Origin of the sequence: Catenovulum sediminis, assembly GCF_007289895.1 — a bacterium.
GTDB classification, from domain to species: domain Bacteria; phylum Pseudomonadota; class Gammaproteobacteria; order Enterobacterales; family Alteromonadaceae; genus Catenovulum; species Catenovulum sediminis.
On record NZ_CP041660.1, the window covers coordinates 926582 to 952104 of the forward strand.

At 42.8% G+C, this 25523-nt stretch carries 8 protein-coding genes; 1 reads left to right on the forward strand and 7 read right to left on the reverse strand.

Going from position 1 to position 25523, the window contains the following annotated elements:
- Positions 1-28 precede the first annotated feature (28 nt).
- The 7 genes from FNT16_RS03675 to FNT16_RS03705 form a co-directional block, all read right to left on the reverse strand.
- Positions 29-1726 (reverse strand): cyclic peptide export ABC transporter, encoded by a 1698-nt coding sequence (locus FNT16_RS03675; protein ID WP_143870275.1) that lies wholly within the window; start codon positions 1724-1726, stop codon positions 29-31.
- A complete protein-coding gene (locus FNT16_RS03680; protein ID WP_143870276.1) occupies positions 1717-4266 on the reverse strand; it encodes a penicillin acylase family protein in 2550 nt (849 codons plus the stop codon). Before FNT16_RS03680 ends, FNT16_RS03675 begins: the two co-directional genes overlap by 10 nt.
- 1 nt (position 4267) lies before the next feature.
- The gene (locus FNT16_RS03685; protein WP_143870277.1) at positions 4268-5032 is read right to left on the reverse strand and encodes a sulfotransferase-like domain-containing protein; all 765 of its coding nucleotides are present in this window, start codon (positions 5030-5032) and stop codon (positions 4268-4270) included.
- Entirely contained in the window at positions 5032-5787 is a 756-nt protein-coding gene (locus FNT16_RS03690; protein WP_143870278.1) for a thioesterase II family protein, read from the reverse strand. Before FNT16_RS03690 ends, FNT16_RS03685 begins: the two co-directional genes overlap by 1 nt.
- Complete coding sequence (locus FNT16_RS03695) at positions 5787-11891, reverse strand: non-ribosomal peptide synthetase (protein WP_143870279.1); 6105 nt, start codon at positions 11889-11891, stop codon at positions 5787-5789. Before FNT16_RS03695 ends, FNT16_RS03690 begins: the two co-directional genes overlap by 1 nt.
- Positions 11882-23323, reverse strand: a complete 11442-nt coding sequence (locus FNT16_RS03700) for a non-ribosomal peptide synthetase (protein WP_143870280.1) — start codon at positions 23321-23323, stop codon at positions 11882-11884. The genes FNT16_RS03695 and FNT16_RS03700 overlap by 10 nt, the downstream gene beginning before the upstream one ends.
- A gap of 288 nt (positions 23324-23611) precedes the next feature.
- A complete protein-coding gene (locus FNT16_RS03705; protein ID WP_143870281.1) occupies positions 23612-24433 on the reverse strand; it encodes a DUF6174 domain-containing protein in 822 nt (273 codons plus the stop codon).
- 358 nt (positions 24434-24791) lie between these two features.
- Between FNT16_RS03705 and FNT16_RS03710 the strand changes: the two genes are divergently transcribed.
- The gene (locus FNT16_RS03710; RefSeq protein ID WP_143870282.1) at positions 24792-25496 is read left to right on the forward strand and encodes a SapC family protein; all 705 of its coding nucleotides are present in this window, start codon (positions 24792-24794) and stop codon (positions 25494-25496) included.
- Positions 25497-25523 lie beyond the last annotated feature (27 nt).

Genomic DNA, 25523 nt, shown 5'->3' on the forward strand with positions numbered 1-25523 from the left:
ATTTAATTTAATAAAAGTATAGTCGCTTTTAATTTGGGCGTGTTGATTCAGCTGCACAAGATTTAATTTTGCGGTATTTAACCTCTCTGACTCGCCCGTTTTCCATCAACACAAGCTGGTCGGCATAATCAAAATAGCGATCATCATGGGTAATGGCGATAATAATTTTCCCCTGCGCTTTGAGCGATGGCAAAATAGTACGATAAAAAATATCTTTAAATCTGGGATCTTGATCGGCCGCCCATTCATCAAATAAGCAAATTTGACGGTTTTCGTATAATGCAGCAAATAGCGCAAGACGCTTACGTTGGCCATCAGATAAATTCAATGTGCTAAATTGATTGTCTTTAATGACTACTTTTTCTTGTAGTTCAAGATAGGACAATAAACGTGCTGATTTTTCTTCGTCTATCTCACCATATAACTTTTCAAACAGATAAAAATCGGTATAGATAGCTGAAATATGTTCTCGATAACTTTGCAAATTGCTGCTGTTAAGCTCAACGCCGTCATATAAGATCTGTCCTGCGGTTGCATGGTAATGCAGCGTTAATAATTTTGATAAGGTTGATTTTCCGCTGCCATTGCCCCCCACAATAAAGGTGACTTCGCCTTGCTTAAATTTTAGGTTAATGTCTTTTAATGCAAAGCTGTTATCTGCAGTCGCATCAGCATATTGGTAACTGAGATTTTTGAGTAGCATGATTTGTGGCGGCATCACGGTTTGCTGCACATCAGCATTTTTCTCTTCATGCATTTCAGCATAAAATGCCTGAATACGTTTTAGTGAAACTTTGCCTTTTTGGATCTCACCTAAACTGCCTAAAATAATGCTAACCGGCCCGGTTAGATATAACAAAGCCACTACAATGCCAAATAGTTCTGTTTGGTCAATCGCATACATGTATGTTAAATGAAAAATAACAATACCAATCACTAAAAACGCAATAAGCTCTCCATAAACTTCAGCAAAAGTGACAATCGCCATTCCTTTAAAGTTATCTTGCAGCGCGTCAAATTCAGGTTTAATCAAATTTTCGTTGAGATAATTTTGCGACTTATGACGACTTAGCTTTAATTCTTTAGCGCCATATATCAGCCCTTTTGCACCATCCTGTACTTTGTCAAAACTCGCTCTGGAACGCGAAAAATAACGCACGCCTAAAATACTGGGAATTTGATAAATGACTATCGCAATTAAGATCGCGAACAAAACAAAGACAAATACCCGTTCATTTAAATACAACAGATAACTTAAAGTGCCCATCACGGTTATTAAACTAATCCAGATAAACGGCAAACTGGTAGCCGCTGAGTAGATATTGTGGATATCAACATTAATAATGTTAATCAAACGTGCTTGACCAATACGCTCTAGCGCTGAATACGAAAGTGCGTTGATACGTTTATACAATTCAATGCGGTGTAAAACTGTACTCTTGTGCACAATATAAACCGACAAAATATGCGAGATAGATTTCAACAAAATAATCGCTAGGCAAGTATATAAAAATGCCTTCGCCATCGATGCTGTGGGTGAGTCGAAAAAACTAAAATTGCTTATTTCAAGCGACACGGGATCAATTTGCTGGGCACTGGTCGCGTACATGATAAACGGCACTAAAGTGGCGTAACACAAGCCGGTAAACATCCCCAAGGTTAAAGAAGAAAAGAACAGGTTTGGGGTGTTGGCCCAATACAAATCAGATATTTTTTTTAATTCCATTGGGACGCTCGCTGGCTAACAGTCAATTCAGGTAGTAACATCAGAGGAAGTTTATCTCTATCCGTCTCACCGCTTGAAAAAGTAAAATAGCGCCCGGCCTGATGCGCATCGGTAAAATCATCATAATGTTGACTCAACGGATTACCGGACTGCCCCGCTATGGCCGTAAACCAAAACTGGCCATTGTCGGTTAGTTCTATCACTTGGCGATAAACCGGCCCGACAAACTGGGCAAAACGCCTTGTTTCATCCAGCGCAACAGGCGCAACATTTATCGTATAACCCGCGCCCTTAGATTGCGCTTGACGATGAAACAGCCCGGCCAAAAGATTGTCGCTTTTAGCACGGCTGCGAATCAGGTATTTAGCATCACTCATTGGAAAATGCGGAAAATGAGCAAAATGCACTTGCCGCCATTGCAGCATTTCGATATTCGATGAATAAGACTTTTCCAGTTCATCCACCGCGTGCTGTAGCGCAATCCACAGTAACTGCTGGCAACTTTCAGTTGTGGCTGTCAGCTGATAATCGCACCACAATGTATTGCCTTGTAATAAAACCTGCTGCAACAACCATAGATTTTCCTGCTCTTTAAATTGCGCCAAGTAATTACGTGCGTTGATAAAATCAGCTGTCGCTTGTATGTCATCTTCTACTAGCAAGCGGGTAAAATGCGCCATCCAAGCGCTAAAAATAGTTGCTTGAGCACTATCGGCTGACATCTCACCTTGCCAGATAGCCAAAAATTGCAGCGTTTGAGTATATTTTTCAGTTTGCTGATTTTTAGCGTTTTGCGTTTGCGCCTGATGGTTTGCTAACCAAGCTTGCAAATCTCGAATGACCGTTAAAAATGCCTGCGCTTTAGGTAAGGTAATATCCTGTTGGATATTTTTAAAACTTTGTGGCTCTGCCAGTGATCCTGATTGTACTAATGATTGTAATAGTGATTGTATACGCTGCGCGCGATAACCGGGCGCCCAGTCATGACCCAGATAATAAGGATAATCCTTTGCTAACAAGTTATGATTTGCTGCAACAATCATCCCGCTCGCTGGGTTATATTGTTGTGGCAACTGAGCGTGTTCAATCCAACCCCGCCAGTTAGTGTCGCTTAACCATCCCGGCTTGGGCAACATCCCTGAATTATCACTTCGTAGTGGAATTAAACCCGGAGCATAACGGCCTATGTTGCCCTGTTTATCAGCATATACAAAATTATGTACCGGTGCGACAAAGGTACTCAAAGCCTGTTTAAATTGCGTCCAGTTTTGTGCGTAGTTTAATGCCAGAAAGCTACTAAAAGTGCCTCCGTTTTGTTCATCCCCCGTCCATTTAAGACTATATGCAAAGCTATTTTCGCTGCGATTGAGGTCACTGATAACGGGCCCGTGGATGGTGCGTCTGATATTAATTGTTACTGCAGGTTCAGCCGGTTTTAAAAAATCAGATTTAACCTCAATCAGCTCAGTTTTAAGCTGCATCGCTAAATATTTTCCGTCATACAAATATTGATTTATATTGTTTGGATTGACCCGCTCGACATAAATGTCTTGCGTGTCGGCCATCATATTGGTTAATCCCCAAGCAATTTGCGCATTACGCCCAATTACGATAAAAGGTAAACCTGGGAAACTGGCCCCTTCTGCAGCCAATTTGCCACCATTTAATTTTGCCAAATAAAATATCGCAGGTGTGCTGTAAGCTAGGTGTGGATCATTTGCCAATAAGGGTTGACCACTTTTAGTATGTTTACCCGATACCACCCAACTGTTGCTGCCAACAAATTGTTTTTGCTGTGCCTGAAAGTTTTGCGCCAATGCCATCAAAGGCTCAAGATCGGCCATGTTTTGTACTGTGGCTAGTTGTGTTATCGCAGATGCATCAATATCAAGCGGCATCAACGCTTGCGTTTTTTCTAGCCCGTATGCCTGAATAAGCGCGGCACGCTGGATATCAGTTAGCATACTATTTGATAACTGAAAAGACAGCAGCTGCATCCAAGATAATGAATCCACCTCTGTCCATTTTTCGGGTTGATGCTGATATAACAAAAATTCGGGTGGCAGAACGTTCAGTTGAGCCATACCGGCATTAACCCCTTTGACATAAGCCTTCAGCACTTTTTTGTCAGCGGCCGGTAATTGCTGCCACATTTTTTTCGCGTTTTCGTATAGCCCCAAAACACGCATCAATTTGTCTGATTCAAGTGTCGAGCGCCCTAAAATTTCGCTCAAGCGACCCGCAGCTGTGCGCCGGTTCATCTCCATTTGCCATAAGCGGTTTTGCGCATGGACAAATCCCATACCATAAAACACCGCTAAGTCTTCACTCGCGCTGATTGTGGGTATCGCGTTGTGGTCATAATCAATCGTCACCGGCGCATTCAGATCTGGCACTTTAATTTGTTGATGATTTTGCGCCAGACTTAAATCTAATACATATAAGGTGGCAAAACATAACAAGACAATCGGTAACAAAACAAACAGGCAAACGCGCGCCAATAAGGGGTGACGTTGAATGACAAGAGTAACAAAATGCATCTCAATAAACCTCAGCAGAGCTTTTATCCGCTATCAAAGTCGCGCTGCGTTGCATTTTCAAATATATCTCGCGCGCTTGCTGATATATTTTTTGATACTGAGGGGCTACTTGAACAACCGTATCATTTGCCTTTTCAAAGCCGCATGAAGCTTCTACATTGGCATACCAATAGGGCGCCCAAACGCCGTCACTTTGTCTTTTCCCTTTTGGCCAACAGAGCATTTTTTCTGAAAAAGGAATATGTAAATGGCTACATAACGCACTCAGTGCTTTTTTAGGTTCAGATAAAACCCACTGACTATCCATTACGATGGGGGGCACCGTGTTATTGGCCAGACAATATTGATAAATATGCCATTGCTGCACAAACCCCAACTCATCAATGCTAAATTGCGGCCTAATTTTGGCGTACGAGTTGATTATTTTGGCTGGCTCACGCAATAAAAATACATTTTTAAGATGTTTGGTAAAAGCCAAATCGACTTCAGGCAAAACATGATGTGTCATATGTTTTTGATAAAAAACCGTGCAGTTTGTATCAAGCGCTCCCTGCGTTAACTGTTCGGCAACTAGCTGCCAACGAGTAGACATGCTGGCCAATATTTCTGCTCTCGCTGGGTGCTGTAAACCGGTTTGTTGTAAATAATAAGCATATAAAGGCTCATCCACTACACAGGTATCCGCCCGGTTTTCAAATGCCCGCATCATCGCCGTTGAAATATTACGTGGCCCAGACCACATCGCAATTCGACATTCATTTCTCATCAGGCAGATACCTTTTCAAGCTGCGCTTGCAGCTCTGTATTGATTACACGCAATAATGCCTCTGTTGCAGTTTCTAAAAACAAATGTCCGCCTGGTATCTCACTAAACTGGCAATTTGCCGCAATCACTTCAGACCATTTAGACAACATCTTTTTCGGCACCCGTGTATCTTGCGTGCCGCACAAAACATGGGTCGGACAATGGATTTTTGTCGGGTTTGGCTGATAAAAGTTTTCTGCTAGTTCAAAGTCAGCTTTTAACATAGGTAACAACAAAGCCATGAGCTCCTTGTTTTGCAAAATCTCGTCGGGCGTGCCATTTAGCGTTTTCAGTTTTTCAACAAATTCAGCTTGTGGTAAGTGATAGGTTTTATCCTGATAAGCAACTTGCGGCGGTCGGGTTGCAGATAAAATCAACTGCTGTGGCATGGGTAAATGCGCCTGCTCAATACGTTTTACCAGCTCATACGCCAACATGCCCCCCATACTATGACCAAAGATAAAGTAAGGTTTGCTAAAGTGCGGGCGAATAGCCGCAAATAATTGTTCTGACAATAGCTCAATATCATTAATCGCCGGCTCGGAAAAACGTGCGCCCCGCCCCGGTAACTGTACCAATGCAAGATCAATATTATCTTTTAATAACGCCCGCCAAGGGTGAAAAATAGCCGAACTGCCACCGGCATAGGGTAAGCAAAACAAGGTTGCTTGAGCATTTGGGGTTTGGCTGGCCAGCGTTAACCACGGGTTATTCATCACACACTCCTTAGTTGCATAACACTGTCGTCTTGTAAAAGCGTTTGCAGACTGACCCGCATCTGCTGTAAAACGCGTTCGACATCTGCGTTATACAAACGACATAAATCCGGATGCAGTCTGGCGATAACGCCCTGCTCACAAAGTTCAATATGGACAAAAAATGCATGGCCCCGCACCCCTGCCAAACTGCGGCTTTCTTTATCACCACCATACTCAGTCGCCCACCAAAAGGGTTGCTCCTCGGCACTTTGTGTATCCTGTGATTCGCTTCCCCAGTTAATAAACAAGTTAATGCCCAACCAAGGCAAATATTTTTGGTAATCTCTGTCTAATGATGCAGATTGCGGCTCATCACCATATATCAGACTCATCAAACTGGCTTGTCTAACGCCCTGCTGTGTACTGCGTTGCCGGTTTATTTCAATCAGTTGTTGCGCTTTCGATAATGTCGCCAAGCATGACATATCTATCATATACACATCGTTACTGGTTAAATTACCAATTAGATTTTCTGCAGGTGCATGTAGCTCAGTGCTTTTCCGGTTGTCGTTTACGGTTTCAATTAATACTTTTTGACGTGTAAGAAAAGGTTCGATGGCCTGCAACTCTGCATATAACAAAGCATCGTATAATAGCGCTTTGCCCGCTGGTGATGACAAGCTGGCTAATTGCGCAGCTTCTTGTTTTTCCAATAACTTAAATTCCAGCTGTTCAACAGCATGGTCAACAACCTGATACACTTGTGGCGATTTCATCGGGGTAATTTCAGATAATTCAGACCATTCAAAGTTTTGCCAGTATTGCAATTCATTAGCTGAAAATTGCTTAAAATGATGGTAATAATGATTTAACCAAGCAATATAATCAGACCCAGTTGCGGTACGTGTTTTGCCCAGCGATAAATTGCGGTATTGACTGACTAATTGCTCACGAATCAAAGCTCTTGAGTCTCCATCGACTATCATATGGTGAAATATCAACAGCAAGCGATTACCTAATTCCTCCGGTAAGCTAAAGTTTACAAATTTAAATAATGGTGCGTTTTTGTCTAACCTAAACTGTCTTTGATAGTCATTCGCTAATAACTCTAACTGCTCAATGGCTTCCTCTGCTGCTAAATGACTGAGCTCAACCTGTTCAATTCGATACTCAATACCAGTGGGCGCGAGGTATTGCTCTACCTTATCATTTTGATAATCTAATCTGAGCCGCAAAGCTGAATTTAAATCGATAATACGGTTTAGGCTGGCTTCCAGCAGAGGTAGATTAACCGTGTTTTTATGGTAGCCATAAAAGTCATAGGCGTTAAAATGGGCTAACCATTTTTGATTTTCAATAAGGTAGCGAACCACAGGATAAACCGCGACCGGCTGCAACTCTGGTTGTCTGAGCTGGCGTATTTCAGTGCAATGCTGAATGACCTCAAGCAAAGCATCATATACCGCTTGTTTTAGGTTTTCTGCCTGACTTTGGCTAATCACTGCCAAATCATGATCCATATTGACCGACATTTTGCCACCGTGCACCACGGCTGTAAAACTTAACGAAAATTTTTCTTGATAATCGGCTGCAATAAAATCGCCTGTCGGCTCACTGGCAAAACCTATCTCTTGCGCGGCAGACAATGTTTGATCAAACTGCCCCAGATAATTTAATACCACATCTGGCAAACAGGATTCGATTCGCGCTTGTGTATTGGTCATCTGACTTAACAGCCCATAACCTTGCCCATTATTTGGAATTTTACGATATGCTTCTTTAATGCTTTTAATAATTTCAGCAGTGCTCGACTGGTCACTGCGAAAGGTAAAAGGATAATGTGTGGTAAACCATCCAACCGTCTGGCTGCTATCCAGTTGAGTATAACAATCATCGCGCCCATGACTTTCAAGCGCTAATGACAAGCAACCGTCACCCGACCAGTTTTTAAAAGCAATAAACCAAGCCGCTAACAACAGCTCGTTAATCTGCGTTTGATAAGCTTGTGCGCATTGACCAATGAGCTGTTCTGTTGCCGCTTGCGGTAGTGCAAATTGCACAGTCGCCCATTTTTTATCGGCGAGTGTGGCGGCATCTTGATTAAGCCGTTTTACGGCTTGATTTTGCTCTGTCCAATAAGGCTTTTCGGCCAGCAATGCCTTACTATTACTGGCATCTAGCATAGCTTGGCTCCATTGTTGCAGTGAGCAGGTTTTGTCGCCTAGGTTAATGCGTTCGGCGCTTTGGTGCTGAGCCCAAAGCTGCGCTAAATCATCAAGCAATACGCGCCAAGAGACACCATCTACCGCAATATGATGAATAATCCATAATAAACGTTGCGCTTTACCGGCCTGAAATAAAACCAACTTCATAATAGGCCCGTGGGTAATATCTAAACTGGCTTGTGCCTGATTGGCGCGCGTTTCAATAAATTGGGTATCCGCCAGTTGTTTAACCTGAACGACTTCAATACAGGATAATAATTCATCGGCATCTAAAGGCTTAAAGTAGAGTGATTTTTGGCCATCTACACGCAGCCTTAAAGCATCATGTTTTTGCACGATAATTTGTAGAAATTTAAATAAAAGTGCACGGTCTAACTGCGCGGGTACGGCCAACATCGCAGCCTGATTGTAATGATCTAATTTTTGTTGTTGTGACAAAAACCTGCAGTATATTGGTAATTGCACCAGTTGCCCTTTCACTTCACCCTGATCGGCACGGTTTTGTATACTGCTTGTCACTTTTCCGGCCAAAGATTCAATGGTTGGATTTTTAAATAACTCGCGAACACTAAAATGAATATCCGCTTTAGCGCCTTTAGAAACCACTTGAATAGATAAAATAGAATCGCCGCCGAGTTCAAAAAAGTTGCTGTCGCGAGCAATTGAATGCGCCGGCATATTAAGCACTTCAGACCAAATTTGACGCAGTTTAAACTCAATTTGATTAATCGGTTTTTCTGTCGTTTGTACCGGGTTTACCGGCGCTTGGGGTAATGCATTGCGATCAATTTTACCACTGGTTGTTTGCGGCCAACTGTCGATCGGTATAATCACCGCCGGACACATATAATCCGGTAACCTCTGGCGTAATTCGCTTTTTAATTCAGCGACGATATCTGAGTGTTGCCCTTTCATTTCAGCTTGGGCTTTAATATAAGCAATTAATCTGGCAGGCGCTTGACTTAAAACCACAATCGCTTCTTCTACCGATGCATGTGCGGTTAAATGCTTTTCAATTTCACCTAATTCAATGCGATAACCTCTAAGCTTCACTTGATTATCGCGACGCCCGATAAAATCCAAGGTCCCATCTTCAAGCCAACGGACTAAATCACCCGTTTTATAAATCCGACCAGTCGCAAACGGGTTGCGCAAAAATTTGTCAGCGCTCAGTTGAGGTTGATTTAAATACCCGTCCGCCAGTCCTTCACCACCAATATAGAGTTCACCCACAACACCCGAAGGGACGGGTTGTTGATTTTTATCCAGCACATAAACCAAGGTATTACTGGTCGGTTTGCCAATCGGAATCCGTTTATCGTCCCGCATCTGTATACAGGGCCAGTGAGTTGCAGCCGGCGCTTCAGTAGGCCCATAGCGATTAACCAAAACGGTTTGTTGTCCGACAAGCTGATAAAAAGCTTCGACTAAACTTTGTGGTAAAGCTTCTCCTGCACAAAAAACATATCTTAGTGCATTGTTTTTGGGCCACGCATCGGCGCTTAACATACTTTGTAACATGGTCGGCACAAAATGAATAATGCTGACTTGATGCTCAGCGATCATGCTTTGTAAATAATGCGGATCGGCATGCCCTCCGGGCGCCGCCAAAACGAGTTTAGCGCCGCTCATCAAAGTCCATAATAACTCCCAGGCGGAAACATCAAAACTATAGGGTGTCTTTTGCAACATCACATCAGCAGCACTGAGCGCATACGTTTTCTGCATCCAAAAAATCCGGCTGGCGATCGCGCGGTGAGAACAAATAACACCTTTAGGCTGACCGGTTGAACCAGATGTATAAATCACGTAGGCCTTTGATTCTGGCGCAGGACAAATGACTTGCTCTGTTAAATTGTCAGTCGGATATTGGATAAATTGCGGGTCTTCATCCAGCAAAACAGTTTTTCCTGTAAGCTGCGAAAAATCAGCCAAAGCCTGACAAATCGCTGATTGAGTGAGGACCAGTTTAGGTTTGGCATCTGCCAGAATGTACTTTAAGCGCGCTGGCGGATAAGTCGGATCTAAGGGTACATACGCTGCGCCCGCTTTTAATATTGCATATAAAGCGATAATTAAATCGCTGCCGCGCTCTGCATGCAATCCAATTAAATCGCCATATTCAACGCCTTGTTCACGTAAATACCAAGCAAGCTGATTGGCTTTTTGATTCAATTGTAAATAACTGTACTGCATATTGTCGTCAAGCAATGCAATGTTATGTGCGTGCTTGTTAACTTGCGCTTCAAATACCTGATGCAAACATAAAGTGTCAGGCCACGACACTTGAGTATGGTTGTATTGACGCAGTATTTTTTCACTTTCAAGCGGCGTTAGGGTTTGCAACTGACTGATGGGTAAGTCAGGTTGATTCAACAACTGCCGCATTAAATGATTAAAATGGTTCGCCATTTTTTGCATGCTATTTTCAGTAAACAAATCACTGGCGTACTTCCAACATAATTGATAGCCGGCCTGCCCGTTAACCACCTCCAAGACTAAATCAAACTTAGCGTTTGTATGCGCTATGCTATCAGCTTGTGCATTGAGTACCGTTTGGTCAAATTCACTTTGTTCTGAATTTTGCATCACCAGCATAATCTGGAATAAAACCGAATGACTTAAATTGCGCTCTGGTTTTAACGCTTCGACAAGCTTGTCAAATGGCATCATTTGGTTGTCATAAGCGGCAAGTAAATACGCTTTATTGCTGACTAAGAGTTCGTTAAAACTTGGATCCGATGACAAATCTGAGCGCAATACTAGGGTATTGGCAAAATAGCCAACAACATTTGATAAAGCCGGATCACGCCGGTTAGCAATCGGCGCACCGATCACAATATCATCTGCCGCCGAATATTTGTGCAATAGACAGGCAAATACAGTATGAAAAATCATAAAAGCCGACACATTGTGCAGCTGTGCATACTGGGTTAACTGCTTTGATAAAATGGCGTCAACGGTACTGGTTATACTCGCCCCTTTAAAACTTTGCGTTGCCGGTCGATTAAAATCTAAGGGTAAACTATGCACTGTCGGCAAATTCTGTAATTTGTTTTTCCAAAACGTTAGTTGAGGCGTTAAATGCTGTCCGTCAAATAAGGCTTTTTCCCACGCTGCATAATCAGAGTATTGCAGTGCTGTAGCGTCATTTACCGCACTTTCGTCTGCCTGTAACTCAGGCTGTGCGTATAACTGCATAAACTCATTAATTAAAATATTGATCGACCAAGCATCACCGGCAATATGGTGCAAACACATCAGTAAAACATATTCATTTTCACTGCATTTAACTAACCGGACCTGCAGCATATAATCCGTTGCCAGCGCAAATTTATAGTTGACCAGTTGCTGCACAGACTGCTCAACCTGCTCTGCTTGTTTGTCACCCGCATTTGATAAATCAAGGCATTCAATTTGAAAATCATCAACTTCTTTTACAACTGCCACCGGCTCATCATTTTCGACTTGATAACAGGTTCGAAGCACGGTGTGCCTGTGTAATAACCTTTTAAATACCCAATTCAATTTATCGATATCAATTGCTTGCTTGATGCGCATCACAAATGGAATGTTATAAGCCGATGCATGGGATTCTAACTGTTCGATAAACCAAAGCCGCCTTTGATTAAAAGACAGTACAATTTTATCGTTATGCGCTGTCCCCGATTTATTTTGTTTTTTTAATTCGGGTATCGCGGGCTGCGTTTGCCGGGCTTGATTGTGTGCAAGCCAATTAATCAGTTCACTTTTGTGCGTTTTTAGCAGCGCCATTAACTCAGCGCTTATACCGGCCTGACCAGCGGTAATCCCCAATTGTTCGTTGTTGTACTGAAGTGCAACATTTTCACTGGCACATTGTTGAATGACACGCTTTAAGTTGTGACTTAAATCCATAAGGTTGTTCCTTGATTTTGTTCTTGTTCTTCTGTTTTATCTTCGGTTTGCTCTGCGGCTTGTCGTTGCTCTGATTGTGGCTCTGATTGTTGCTCTGACTGTTGACCGGCAGGCTGTTGTTTTAGTCTGTTTTTCTCAGCATCAGATGCCGCTTTAGCTAAGGGCTGGGCGGCGGTTACTTGTCTCAACAACGCAGCTTCGGCTATCGCCATTTCAACTGTATTCAGCATGTCGGCAAAAACAGGGGCTTCAAAAATTTTACCGATTGGTAAGTCGACCAACATCTGCTCTTTAATTTGTGCAACTAAGCGTACCGCCAACAAAGAATTTCCGCCTTTTTGGAAAAAGTTGTCCTGTTGATATACCGTTTCGAGTGCCAATACCTGAGACCAAATATCCGACAGTAATTTACTATTTCCCTGTTGCTCTGCGAGACAATCACTTTGCGCCTGCTCTGTCTGAGGTAACGGAAGTGCTTTTCTATCAATCTTGCCGTTTGCTGTAAGCGGCAAAGCCGGTAGTTCGATAAAGTGTTTTGGCACCATATAATCTGGCAATGAAAGTGCCAGAAAATCAGCTAGTTGTTGTTCCAGCGCTGCGGGTTCAGTTGGTTTTTGTTGATTAAACATCTGAGCGTTGATTGCACCGACCGTTAAGCTATGCACTACTTTTTTATCCGCAATTTGAGGCAGAGCGGCAACTAACAGTGAGTGGTTTAGCTGCCCCATGGCACAAACCCCGACCTGTTTAGCTAAACCTGCTAACGTCATTGCTTGTGAGATAAAACCGGCCGCCAAGGCGTTTTCGTTTTGTTTTGCAACAAAAATAAAGTTGAGCGCGGCACCGTTCGCTATCCGTGCATTTTCACCCGAATATAAATTCCCTACCGGCGTTTGCCAACATAAGTGTAAAGCATGCGTTTGCCATTGATAATGGTATATCCCGATGGGTAGCGTAAGCTCTGCACTGGTGATTTTTTTATCAACTTTAAGGTATAGCTCTGTTGAGCTATCAATCTCAGTTGCCGCCTGTTTCGCAGACAAGAGTAAATTATTTAATTGCGCAAGCGACAGGGCTTGCGGTAGATACTGACGATAACTTTTTCGCTGCCAGTGGGTAATATTATCGCCTCTCTGTATACAGCCTTGTGGTAATAACCTTATATCGCTTAAACCCTGACCTTTGTTGCAACTTTCACTGTTGTTACTATTGTTACTATTGTTACTGTTGTTACTGTTGTTACTGTTGTCGCTGCTTGCATCGGTGCACTCAGTTGGGTGGTGATGAGCTGGGTTTATTGGCTGTTGCGCTTTCTGTTGCGCTTGCTGCTTTGACTGTATTTGCAAGACTGAAATCAACTGGTGTTTTGCACTTAACGCCATAGCCTGCGGGATTTCAGACGACAATTCGGCCACATTTTGCAAGCCGCAAAGCATCAACTCAGGCGCAAGACAAGTTTGCATTAAATTGTGTATATAACCCGCTTCAACCTGTAAAAACAGCTCGCTATTTTGACCATACACAGGCACGATTGCCTCTTCGTCGCCAAGCAGAAATAAACTCACTTGTTGCAGCGGTAAGCGGTGCTGCGATAGCTTAATGAGCTGATGCTTCAACGGGTGATAATAATAACACCCTGCTAATAACTGACCTTGCGTATCTTTAATGCCAGCATTTTCAGGTAAATACAGATAAAGCTGAACGGCATAGGTAGAGCCGGCCGAGGGATACAGAGCCTTGGCATTAATCGAAGTTTCGCATGCTACTCGTCTGCAAACTGCTAATATTTGATTCAGTTCGGAGAACGCAATTGAGGCAACAGAATTAAAGGTTTCTGGTGTCAGGCTGCTGTTTGTTTTAAGTGGAACAACTTTATCAACCGCCGGCAGCTCGATAACCCTAGCGTGCATGTCAAAATTGTCACGGATAGCGCGATTTGATTTTTTAAATTCCAATAGCTGTGCTAATTGTTCAACTTCAGAGCTTGTGTCTATTTCAGCGCTTGTTTCCAACTCAGCGCTTGAAGGATTCGACTGCGTATAATAAGCAACCAGTTGTTTTTGCCCGCCCGTTTCAAAGGTATTGATAAAAACCTCTTTTAACAACTGATGGCGTTTTAAGTTTGTTTCGATTTCACCCAGTTCAATACGAAATCCCTGAATTTTGACCTGAAAATCTTCCCGACCTAAAAATTCTATATTGCCATCAGGCAATAAGCGTCCACGATCACCGGTTTTGTATAATTTAATGTTACGAACCGGATCGTCGATAAAACTGGCCGCAGTTTTTTGTTCATCCCGCCAATAGCCTTTTGCCAGTCCAACACCCGCAATATATAAATCACCGGCAGCCCAAACAGGCGACAAAGATAAGTCTTGCTGTAAAACGTAAAATTGCTGGTTGGCTAATGCTTTACCATAGGGGACCGAAGATAACGCTAGATTTGACGTATTGGTTTGAGATGTGCTTTCAGTAACAACTGAAGTAGGCGCAGTAGGCGCCACTATCGGATAGTGAATAGACCAAATTGAAGCCTCTGTCGCGCCGCCTAAACTATGAACCTGACTGGCTGGCGATATTTTTTGGATGCGCTCAGGTAAATCCAGCGGGATCCAGTCACCACTCATCATAACAATACGCAGAGCCAAAGAAGGCCTGTCCTGTGTTTTGCTTTCAAGGTGTTCCACTAACATTTGCATTAACGCTGGTACTGTATTCCACAGAGTGACCTGCGGCTGTTGCTGCAAATAATTTAACCAAGCTGTAGGATCGCGGTATTCATCCGAGCTGGGCAGTACTAGGCACCCACCTGCGCCTAAAACCCCAAAAATATCATAAACAGACAAATCAAAATTTAAATTTGATAAAGCAAAAACACTGTCTTTTTCACTAACCTCAAATCTTTGGTTAATATCTTCTATCGTATTTCGCGCGCCGGCGTGGTCGGTCATCACCCCTTTAGGCATCCCGGTTGAACCTGAGGTAAAAATCACATACGCCAGATCACTGGCTTGATTGTGATAATCGTCAAACTTAATCACCCTATCTGTACCTGTGTGTGTATCGGCTGCCGGTATTTCATCTGCCAATACCTGTATGATGAGCTGTTCGGGTATTTGATTTGTATGTTCGCGGGTTGTCACCACTTGCTGAACTTCGCCCGATTTGAGTAACAAGGCGATCCGGGATGCTGGCAAGTTAGCATCAATAGGCAAGTACGCAGCCCCCGAGCGCAATATAGCCAGCACAGCGACAATTTGCTGCCAGCCTTTGTCCATTACAACCGCGATAAGTGTATTGGCACAGGCACCTTGCTGCCTAAGTTGCTGCGCTAACTTTGCACTTTCCTGTTCTAATTGCGCATACGTTAAACAGCCTTGTTGACAGCGAATTGCGGTTTTATTCGCAAACTTTTTCGCCGCGTTTAAGAACGGCTGATGTAACAAACCCTGTGGCAGATCACTGTCTGTCTGATTTACTGTCCGGACTAGATTTTGTTGCCACTGCGGCAAATCCAGATGGCTCGCTTGCAGACCTTGCTTGCTCATTGTTTGCAGTGTCGAGGTGAAGGCGGCAAACATATCATCCAACATGCCATGCGGAAATAAATCTACGACGCTATCCCAAACCAGCTGTAATTCACCTTGTTCTTCACTGATCTGACAATCCAGCCAAACCTGTGAGGTTTGTGAGATGCTGTAAGTTGTCTCTCCCATTAAATGTTGTTGCGATGGCGTAAATCGCTGAATATCGTCGCTACTTTGTAAACCCAAAGTGCTGGTAAATACAATCGGATAACTGATCACACCTGAATGATGTCGCATCAGTTCAGTTAACAGCTGAGTACCATCAAATAAACTATGCTCTAGATCACGCCACAACTGTTGTTGCGTGTTTTTCAGATAATGCACAAAATCAAAGTTGCCTTGCTGCGAATTAAATTCCAGTAAGGTTAAAGTGGTAAAATCACCAACAATTTTTTCCACTTGCGGATGCACCGGAAGTCGGTTGAATAGGGTTAAATTCAAAGCAAAGTGTTTATTATCACTCCAACTTTCTATGACCTTGGCAAACACGCCCAACACCAAAGCGGTCGCTGTAATCTGATACTGCTTGGCTTGATGTTGCAAAGCCTGCCATTGTGTTTTAGGTAAAACAAAATCTCGGCGCTCAAATTCAGGTACCTTAATTTGTGAAGGATCTTGCGCCAGTGGCAATGTGGGTGCAAACGGAAAGTCTGCCACACGCTGACACCAATAAGCTTTGGCAGCGAGATAAACATCTTGCGATTCAAGTGCTTTTAACGCATGTACATAATCACTAAAGGTTAAGCTTAAATCAGGTAAGTGGGTATCCGGTTGGTGATATAAGGTATAAAACTCCTGTTCAATGATCATGGTACTGGATGCATCCATTGCCAATGCATCTGTGCCTATATGCAAAATAAAATCATTATCTGCCAAACGGCTGACCTTTAAATCAAATAAAGGCCATTGCATACCCGAGAAAACCTGATGCGACATTTTTTCACGCAGCGCTAACACACGCTGTTTTTTAACAGTGTCTGGTAACGCTGACAAATCAAAATACGCTACTTGATATTCGGGCACCTCTGGTAAAATAACTTGTTCGCCATTTTCATCGACCACCATACGCAACATATCGTGCCGTTCGACTAAACGATTCCATGCCTGCTGCACGCGTTCTACATCCAGTTGCTGCGCGGTAATCTCTGAATAGCCATACGCACCGACATTACCCAAAGCGAAATCATCTTTTCGTCCGATAAAATAGGATTGCTGAATACCCGTTAAAGGAAATGGCTGATAACGTCCCTGCGCATTATGTGTAATAACAGGTAAACTTGCCTGTGCCGCGTCACTTTTTTCTATCAGTGCAGCGATATCTTGTACTTTCGGGTAATCCAATAAGGCTTTTAGCGATATTTGTTTACCCAATGATTGTTTAATTTGGTTTACCAAACGCACGGCTAAAATTGAATGGCCACCTAAATCAAAGAAGCTGTCATTGACACCGACTTTTTCAACTTGTAACAGGTTTTCAAATAACCGAACCAGCGTTTTTTCGGTTTCGCTTGTCGCCGCTTGATAAGCTTGATTAAACGAAATGCTAGCGCGTGCATCCAGATGTTTTGTATCTAATTTTCCACCCAGTGTCATCGGCCATTCATCAACCAAGCAATAGGCATTGGGTAACATGTAATTAGGTAAAGCCGATTTCAGTTGTTGCCGAATATCTTTAAAGACAGCTTCAGCTTGTTCCTCATCACTTGGTGCGGTCAGTTTGACAAACGCTTTTAATTGTCCTTTTTGCGTTTCACTGACAATCACTTTTGTGTCGCTCACCTGCGCAAGGCGGCTAATTTGTTGTTCTATTTCCGCCAACTCCACTCTAAAGCCACGAATCTTAACCTGCTCGTCAATACGTCCGTCAAAAACGTACTGTGCATTGTTAAGGCGGCGCACTTTATCGCCGGTTTTATATATCCGCACGCCCAATCTAGGGTGTTCAAAGAAAACCTGTGCACTTTGCTGTGGATTATTCAGATAACCACGTGCCAGACGAGGCCCCGCCAAATAAAGCTCGCCCATTGCACCATCCGGTAATGGGTTATTATCCGCATCCAGTACACCGGCTAAACTGTCATCAAACGTTTGTCCAATTGGCATGCTTGTTATCTGACTAAATTCAGCACGCGCTATTTTGTATCTAAGCGCGGTAATACAGGTTTCAGTTGGTCCATACGCATTAATAATTTGCTCTAGTGCGGGAAATTTATCCTCTATTTGCAGCAATGAGTGGGTTGGAAAACGCTCACCGCCCAATATTAAGGTGTGCAAAAGGCAATCGGCAGTATCCGCGGCATCAACCGTTTGAATAAATTCAGACCAATAAGCTGGCGGGATATCCAACACAGTTATTTTTAACGACTGGATAATGGATAATAAAACATCTGGTGTTTGTTGGTTATCTGCCAACAAATAACAGCTGGCCCCCAGAGTAAAAGGGGTAAACAACTGTTCAATAGATGCATCAAAGCTCAGTGACGAAAATAATACAAACCGATCTGCAGATGTAATGGCTAAATCTTGTGACCAGTTTATCAAGTGCTGATGAATGCTTGCATGCTCAACCATCACGCCTTTAGGTGTGCCACTTGAGCCTGAGGTATATATGATGTACGCAAGATCCTCTGCACTTATTCGTACTTCATCCGGAGTCAGATTCTGGCTGTTAAAATGTTTGTATTGATTCAGCTGAGTTACATCAATACAAGACACATGGTTACTTTGAGTGCTATTTTCTGAGCTTTCCTGAGAGCCAAGAATGATAGTGACAGCTGCGTCCTGTACGATATTATTGATCCGCTCTACTGGCGTATTCGCATCCAGTGGAATATAGGCCGCGCCTGCTTTTAAAACGGCTAATATACTGACAACCGTTGTGTAATTGCGCTGGCAAATAATCGCTATGCTCGGCGTTTCACGGTTTGTATGATTCGACTGCGGTTTAGCCAACAGCTGTAATAAAAATCGTGCGAGTTGGTTAGCTTGCTGGTTTAATTGCTGGTAACTATAAATTTGAGGGGCTTGAGCCGTGCCGCTTACTATCGCAGTTGCATTCGGCGTTCGTTTTACTTGCGCTTCAAATGCGCTGTGCATTAATTGGGTATTCACAAAATCGGTATGCTGCTTATCTGTGTTACCTTGGTTTAGTACTGAGCTCTTTATTGATCGTGCGGCAAGGTGTGCTTGCTGCAGGTGCGCAAATTCAGACGCAGTTAACAAGCCTATGTCAGCTAAGCAGCGCTTTGCATCCAGCATTTTTTCCAGCAAATTAACATAATGTTCAGCCATTTGCGCAATGCTGCGTGGCGCAAATAAATTACAATCGTACAACCATTGTAATTGGGTTTGTTCGTTTGTTTCGTCCACCTCTATCTCTAAATCAAATTTACTCGCCTGGCCGGTGCTAATTTGCGTTGTAAACTTAACATCATCCAATGTGAGATCGACCGTCTCATTATTGTTCATCGATAACAGAATTTGACACAAAGGGGTATGTTGAGTGCTGCGTGCTATATTGAGATGCTCGATCAACTGTTCAAATGGAATATCCTGATGTTCCTGCGCCTGCAAATTTGTTTCTTTGATGGCAGCAAAATAACGACCAACACTCTGTTTGCTATCAATATCCGTGCGTAAAACTAAGGTATTAATAAAAAAGCCAATTAAAGACTCTAACTCTGCTTGTCGTCTGTTGGCCACCACAGTGCCAATAATCACTTGTTTTTGATAGCTGTAACGCGCGATAAAAAAGCTTAATACGCCGTGGTAAAACATAAAAGGCGTCAAACCTTGCAGCCGACAAAAATCAGCAATACGATCCGCTAAACCCGCTGGCAGTGTACATTTGTGCATCTGTGCTGTGCCGCTTTGTTCAAGCGGTCTGGGGAAATCAAGAGGCAAACTATGGACAGTCGGGACATCTGACAATTGCTTTTGCCAGTAGCTCAATTGAGCATCAAAAGCCGCTCCGGTTAAGTGATTTTTTTGCCACACCGCATAGTCGATATATTGAATTGGCAAGCGGGTTAAACCGTGCGCCTCGCCCGACTTTAATGCTTGATAAATACACACAAACTCTCGCGCAAATATTGCGATAGACCAGCCATCACTGGCTATATGGTGCATATTAAATAACAATACCCCAGCCTGTTTAGCGCATTGAATATAACTGGCACGCAGCATAATATCTTGCGACAAATCAAATGGTTTTTCGGCATCCATTTGCGTCAGCTCAGCAATTTTTTTCGCTCGTTCTGTTTTTTCTAACGCAGAAAAATCTATTCGTCGAATCTGCACATCAACATCTTTTAATACCTGTTGTAGCGGGCCATTTTCACCATCACGATAAACCGTTCTTAATACCTGATGACGCTCAACAATCTGAGCAAGCGCTTGTTGTGCAAGTGTCAGATTAAAATGCCCTTCCACCGTTATTTGTGCGGGCATATTGTAGTTGGCCGAACCGCCTTGCATGCGATCAATAAACCACAATCTTTGTTGGGCAAATGACAAAGGATAAGCATCTTGCGTGCGCTCTAGCGCAGCGATAGCCGGGTATTGTTTTTGCTCTGCATTTTGCAGAAAATTGGCGAGTGCAACAATGCTCGGGTATTGATAAATATCTTTCAGTTTAACTGCACGATTCAATACTTTTTGGATATTCGCAACCAAACGAACCACCAGCAAAGAATGGCCACCCAACTCAAAAAAGTTGTCTAACGTGCTGATTTTATCACTTGGCATCGCGAGCAATTTAGCCCAGATATTAATAAGCTCGGCTTCAATTTCATTTTTAGCGGGCAGATATTCATTTTGGCTGGTGATTGTCTCTATCTTGGGCAGCGCTCGACGATCAACTTTACCATTCGCCGTCAGTGGCCATTTATCCAATATTTGGATGGCAGATGGCAACATATAATCCGGCAAGTTATTTTGTAGTTGTGATTTTATCTGCGCAGCCCACTTGTCTTTACTCGCTTTGTCGGCTGTCATAGTGGTTGGTGAGGAGAGCGGTGTGGAGGTGGGTTTAGTGGGCGAGAACCTTAAAACCTGAGCAGCTTCCAATACCACATACGCCACTAATTGATTTAAACCTAAACTGTCTTTTTGTGGCAGGACCAGAGCAGAGGCAACCGAGGGCAATTGATCTAACTGATATTCAACTTCAGCCAGCTCTACACGATAACCCCTTACTTTAACTTGCTCATCGGCTCGTCCTAAAAACATTAAATTACCGTCGTCTAAACGACTCACAAGATCGCCGGTTCGGTAGAGCCGAAGCCTATTCTCGCCGTCAAAACTATGCTCAATAAATTTTTCAGCGCTTTGTTCTGGGTTGTTTAAATAACCGGATGCTAAACACGCCCCTGATACATACAGCTCCCCCTGCACACCGTCGGGTAATAAATTTCTATTTTGATCCAAGACCCAGCATTGACAATTGGCCAGTGGTTTACCGATTGGCGGATGAAACGGCCAGTTTGAGGGGGTTTCATCAAGACGATAGGCCGTCACCACATGCGTTTCGGTCGGCCCGTAATGATTGTCGAGTACAGCATGCGGCATCTGTTTTAGCCAACCACATAACTCATCTGTCATTTGTAACTGTTCACCGGCAGTGACAATGAGTTTGATTGGCCAGTTTAAATAACCAGCTTGTAATGCACTGACGGACAACACCTTAAGTGCGGCAAAAGGCATAAATAAACGCTCAATCTTTTGCTGCTGGATAAACTCGGGCAATTGATGAATATCTTTACGCGCTTGCTCTGAGATTAAACATAAAGTGCCGCCCCAGATTAAGGTAGAGATCATTTCGTGAAATGATGCATCAAAACCGATTGAAGCAAACTGCAATGTACGCATTCTTTCGCGCAACAACGGATTATGCTCGGTTTGCGCAAACAACAAATTACTCATTGCCTGATGCGACATCAGCACACCTTTCGGTTTTCCGGTTGTGCCTGAGGTATATAAACAAAACACCGGATCACTTGCTTGCGCATCTCTAACATCTGCAGCCATTTGGCCAACCGGTTGACTTAAAATAGCGTTTTGACAGTTTTCTTCATCAATCAATAGGCTGTGGGTCGCGGCTGGGCAAATATTTGCAAACTGCTGTTGAGTGATAATCAACTGGGGATTTGCATCTTTGATAATGGTTTGCATGCGGCCCGGCGGAAAGCTGGTGTCTAGCGGCAGATAAGCCGCACCGGCTTTTAATATCGCAAGCACCGCGATAAATTGCTCAAATGAACGTTGGATACATAAACAAACAATATCTCCCGCGCCAATCCCCTGTTGACGAATCAAGTGTGCAAGCTGGTTGGCCTTTTCGTTAAAGGTTTGATAGCTCAGCTGCTTCCCTTCAAAAGTCAGAGCGGTATCACTTGCGTACTGCTGCGCGGCATTTTCAATGAGCGAGTGAATCGTCTCATGGCGCAGTGGTGTGTGTGCCAGTGCATAACTATTATTGATAACGGCTTGCACCTGCTGTTTAGACATTAATGAATGTTGCAAACACCTATCATCAGGCTTTAAACACATAGACTGCAATGCATTGCGGTAGAACTCGGGTAGCTGCTGCGCAGATGATTCAGCTACCATTGCCGTATTGTATTGCAACATTACACTGAGTGAACCGGATAACCCTTGAATGAAAGTAACCGCCAGATCAGCATTCGTTTTTTCATCTATTTGCGCATCCAGTACCTGAAAGCCATCAATTCCTTGAATTAATTCATAGACATGAAAATGAACAAAGTTGAACAATACATTGCTAATTGGGTGCCCTTGCGTTTTTACCATTTCAGCAATCGGAAAAGCGCGGTAAGGCATATGCTGAGCTTGTTGCTGGCTTAGTTTTTCAATCAAAGCCGTCCAACTCATGTCTGCTAAATCACTGCTGGCAGGTAAAGAGTTAACAAACAAGCCCACCGCTTTATCGCCGCCTAATTGCTCTAAGCGGCTATTGCTTACCACTAAACTTGTCGCTTTTGGCTGGCCACTCACAAACGCGATGAGACGTAAATGCGCCGCTAATAATAAGGTTCGAATATCTACTTTACACTTTACGGCTAACTGTTTTAGCTGTTCAACCTGTGTTCTGTCGATATCAAATTTCAGGCAACGAACTATATTGTTTTCATCGGCCTTGCTCTGCCCTAGTTTTAACGCATGATAATCAAGTGGTTTGAGTTGCGTCTGCCAATAATCAAGCGCTGCTTGATTGAGTAAAATTTGACGCTCTACTTTGACAAATTCTTTAAATAAATTTTTTGTAACTGGCGGTGCAACCTGTCCGGCGGATATCAAACCAATGTTTGCGAGGTAATTTTGAAATAACTCAGTTAATACAACGGCCATACTCCAGCCGTCTAAAATCATATGATGGGCGTCTATGAGCAATTCAATACAGCCATCTACCCCTTGTAATACGGTAAATCGAATTTGACTGGGCTGAGACAGGTCAAAAGGTCTAGCTTGTAACTCGCTGATTTTGTCCGCAATACATGCTTGCAGTTGATGATCATTTTGTATGTTAACCGCGCTATATTCGAATCGAACCACACCTTTTGCATGCACTAATTGCATAGGTTCACTAAACTTTTGAAAATCGAATGCAGTTCTGAGTATCGGGTGATGTGCAAGCACTGTCGCTATCGCGTTTTCAAACTCAGTTACATGCCATTGACATTTTAGTTTGAAGTGAAAAACATCATGATAAACCGCTGACGCTTCTGCCAGCATATAGTGAAAATACATTCCCACCTGCATATTGCTAAGTGGGTATGCGTCAACTACCTTGTTGTTTTTATTTTCTTTCTTGTTGATTCCAGTCATTGTTCGAATTCTTATATTTAACTGTTAAGGTTTTTGCGAGAGCGCAACAAAAACCGAATAAATGCGATTTCAGGCATTCTTTAGTTAAACATTTTTTTTACAAAAATAACGTATGAATTCGTATGCAAAAATAAGGAATAGCATTACTGGATAATTACTGGATAATTGCTGGATAATTGTTTGGCTGAATAATGGTAGTGCGTTGCAGAATCATTGTATTGCGGAAAAAGAGCAGGCCTTTACGGCCCGCTCATTAAAGATGAATTGTAAATAGTACCTGTATGTCGTTTAGTTTGAGCTCAAATCAACAAAATTACTGAGCTGAGTGTTAGGCGCATCACAAGCCGCACTGCCTTGGTCGTAGTAATAACTCAACGGCACACCCTGCTCGCTATATTCGGGTAACTTATCTAACTCACTGGCACTCAGTGCAGCTTTTCTAGGTGTCATCCAAATTTGTAATTTAAACGCTTCTAATAACGCGCTGATGGTTTGATAATCATCCAGATTATTTAAAAACTGTTGATTGTCCAAGTCATATACTTGTGTGATCACCTCATTCTCGACGGTAACTCTCACTTTTGGTGGTGCCGCAACATTAGGACAATCAACAAAAGATTGCTGAAATTCAAACTCGTAATCTTGCGTGTCTGTGTCTTGCCAATCTTCAATTGCTGCTTTTACATCAGCCAATAAATGGAATTTTTTATGATCACTGATGACCTTGTATTCACAGTGTCTATCAACAACCGCCTCCGGTAAATCAGATAAAGGCGCAAAACCAAGTGTTTCAGCTTCGTTCAAATCGCCTTTGTGAATGGTAAATACGTTTATGCTGCCGGTATCTGAACCACAGGATTCGGGATACGAAAAACCATCGTATCCTTTTTGGCTACAATGAATTTCAATGCTGTTTTCAGCTAACAACTGGGCACTGGTTGAAAGCGCGATCGCACTTGCTGGATCACATGCTAACATTTGGTCATCTTGATATACTCGAATGTGCTTTTCTGCTTCTGGGATCTCAAATTCAATATCATCGTCGCAACCCACTAAAACAACCGATACCACTGAAAATACGCATCCAGTTAGATATTTTATCTTGTTCATTATGACTCCTTGTTACTGATTAAACGTTACTGATTTAACGTTATTGATTCAACGTTGCCGATTAAATGTGACTGATTAGTGCTACTGACTACTGCTATAAATTAACAATAAGCATAAAAGAGAAATCGTTAAATATCTGTTATCGAATGTAATCTTTTGTATTGATTTGCAATCCAACGGGCGCAACAAAGCAGGCCAATACGAAACGTTGCTGCCTACAACCTTATTGATCGAAGCGTATAAGAATTGTTTACAGATCGCGACATTTTACAGCCAATGTTTTGATTGTTATGCCTGACAAATAACACCTTGAGCAACTAGACTCATTAGATCAACACGCAAACAAGAGGGCTAAAAAATGATAACCGACTATCAGATTCTCAGCCAAGCTAAACATCAACAATTATGCGTTAAGACTGGTGATACCAACTATCTGCACAACCATACCCATATGGCACCCGTGTTATTGCCAGAAGTAGACAAATTAGCGGCGCATTTTCCACTGTGTTTTTCACACCATGGCCATGCAGATGAACTTGTCTTGGTGGCCCTGCTGGGTTTTGAAGAACACGAAAATGTCTGCTTTCAGCATGGCCATTGGTTGACACCAGAAATTCCATTGGCTTTTGCCAGACAGCCATTTTTAGTGGATCAATCTAATGGCCAAATATTTGTTGATGTGAAAAACCCAAGCGTCAACCCAAATGAAGGCGAACCCTTGTTTACGGACAGTGGCAAACCAACTGCGTATTTACGTGAAAAAATGGCGCTGTTAGAACAGATTTATCAGGCGGCTCATCCCACACAACACTTTGTCAGTACACTACAGGAGTACGGTTTATTAGAACCGGTAAAACTAGGCGGGAAAAAACTCAATGTGTCGCATTCGACATTAAATGGTTTATATACCATTGCAATCGATAAATTAGCGGGTCTGAATGATGATTTTGTTTTGCACTTGTTTCATCTAGGATTATTACAACCCTGTTATCTGATACAACATTCAATGCAAAATATCGATAAATTGATCGCGTTAAAACGCAAAGCCCAACATAACCATTAATAGCTTAGGTTGGGCGTTACGTTATTT

Excerpts from the sequence above, each read along its gene's own strand:
- FNT16_RS03700 (WP_143870280.1), bottom strand. The coding sequence starts at position 23,323 with ATGACTGGAATCAACAAGAAAGAAAATAAAAACAACAAGGTAGTTGAC.
- FNT16_RS03705 (WP_143870281.1), bottom strand. The coding sequence starts at position 24,433 with ATGAACAAGATAAAATATCTAACTGGATGCGTATTTTCAGTGGTATCG.
- FNT16_RS03710 (WP_143870282.1), top strand. The coding sequence starts at position 24,792 with ATGATAACCGACTATCAGATTCTCAGCCAAGCTAAACATCAACAATTA.
- FNT16_RS03695 (WP_143870279.1), bottom strand. The coding sequence starts at position 11,891 with ATGGATTTAAGTCACAACTTAAAGCGTGTCATTCAACAATGTGCCAGT.
- FNT16_RS03685 (WP_143870277.1), bottom strand. The coding sequence starts at position 5,032 with ATGAGAAATGAATGTCGAATTGCGATGTGGTCTGGGCCACGTAATATT.
- FNT16_RS03690 (WP_143870278.1), bottom strand. The coding sequence starts at position 5,787 with ATGAATAACCCGTGGTTAACGCTGGCCAGCCAAACCCCAAATGCTCAA.
- FNT16_RS03675 (WP_143870275.1), bottom strand. The coding sequence starts at position 1,726 with ATGGAATTAAAAAAAATATCTGATTTGTATTGGGCCAACACCCCAAAC.
- FNT16_RS03680 (WP_143870276.1), bottom strand. The coding sequence starts at position 4,266 with ATGCATTTTGTTACTCTTGTCATTCAACGTCACCCCTTATTGGCGCGC.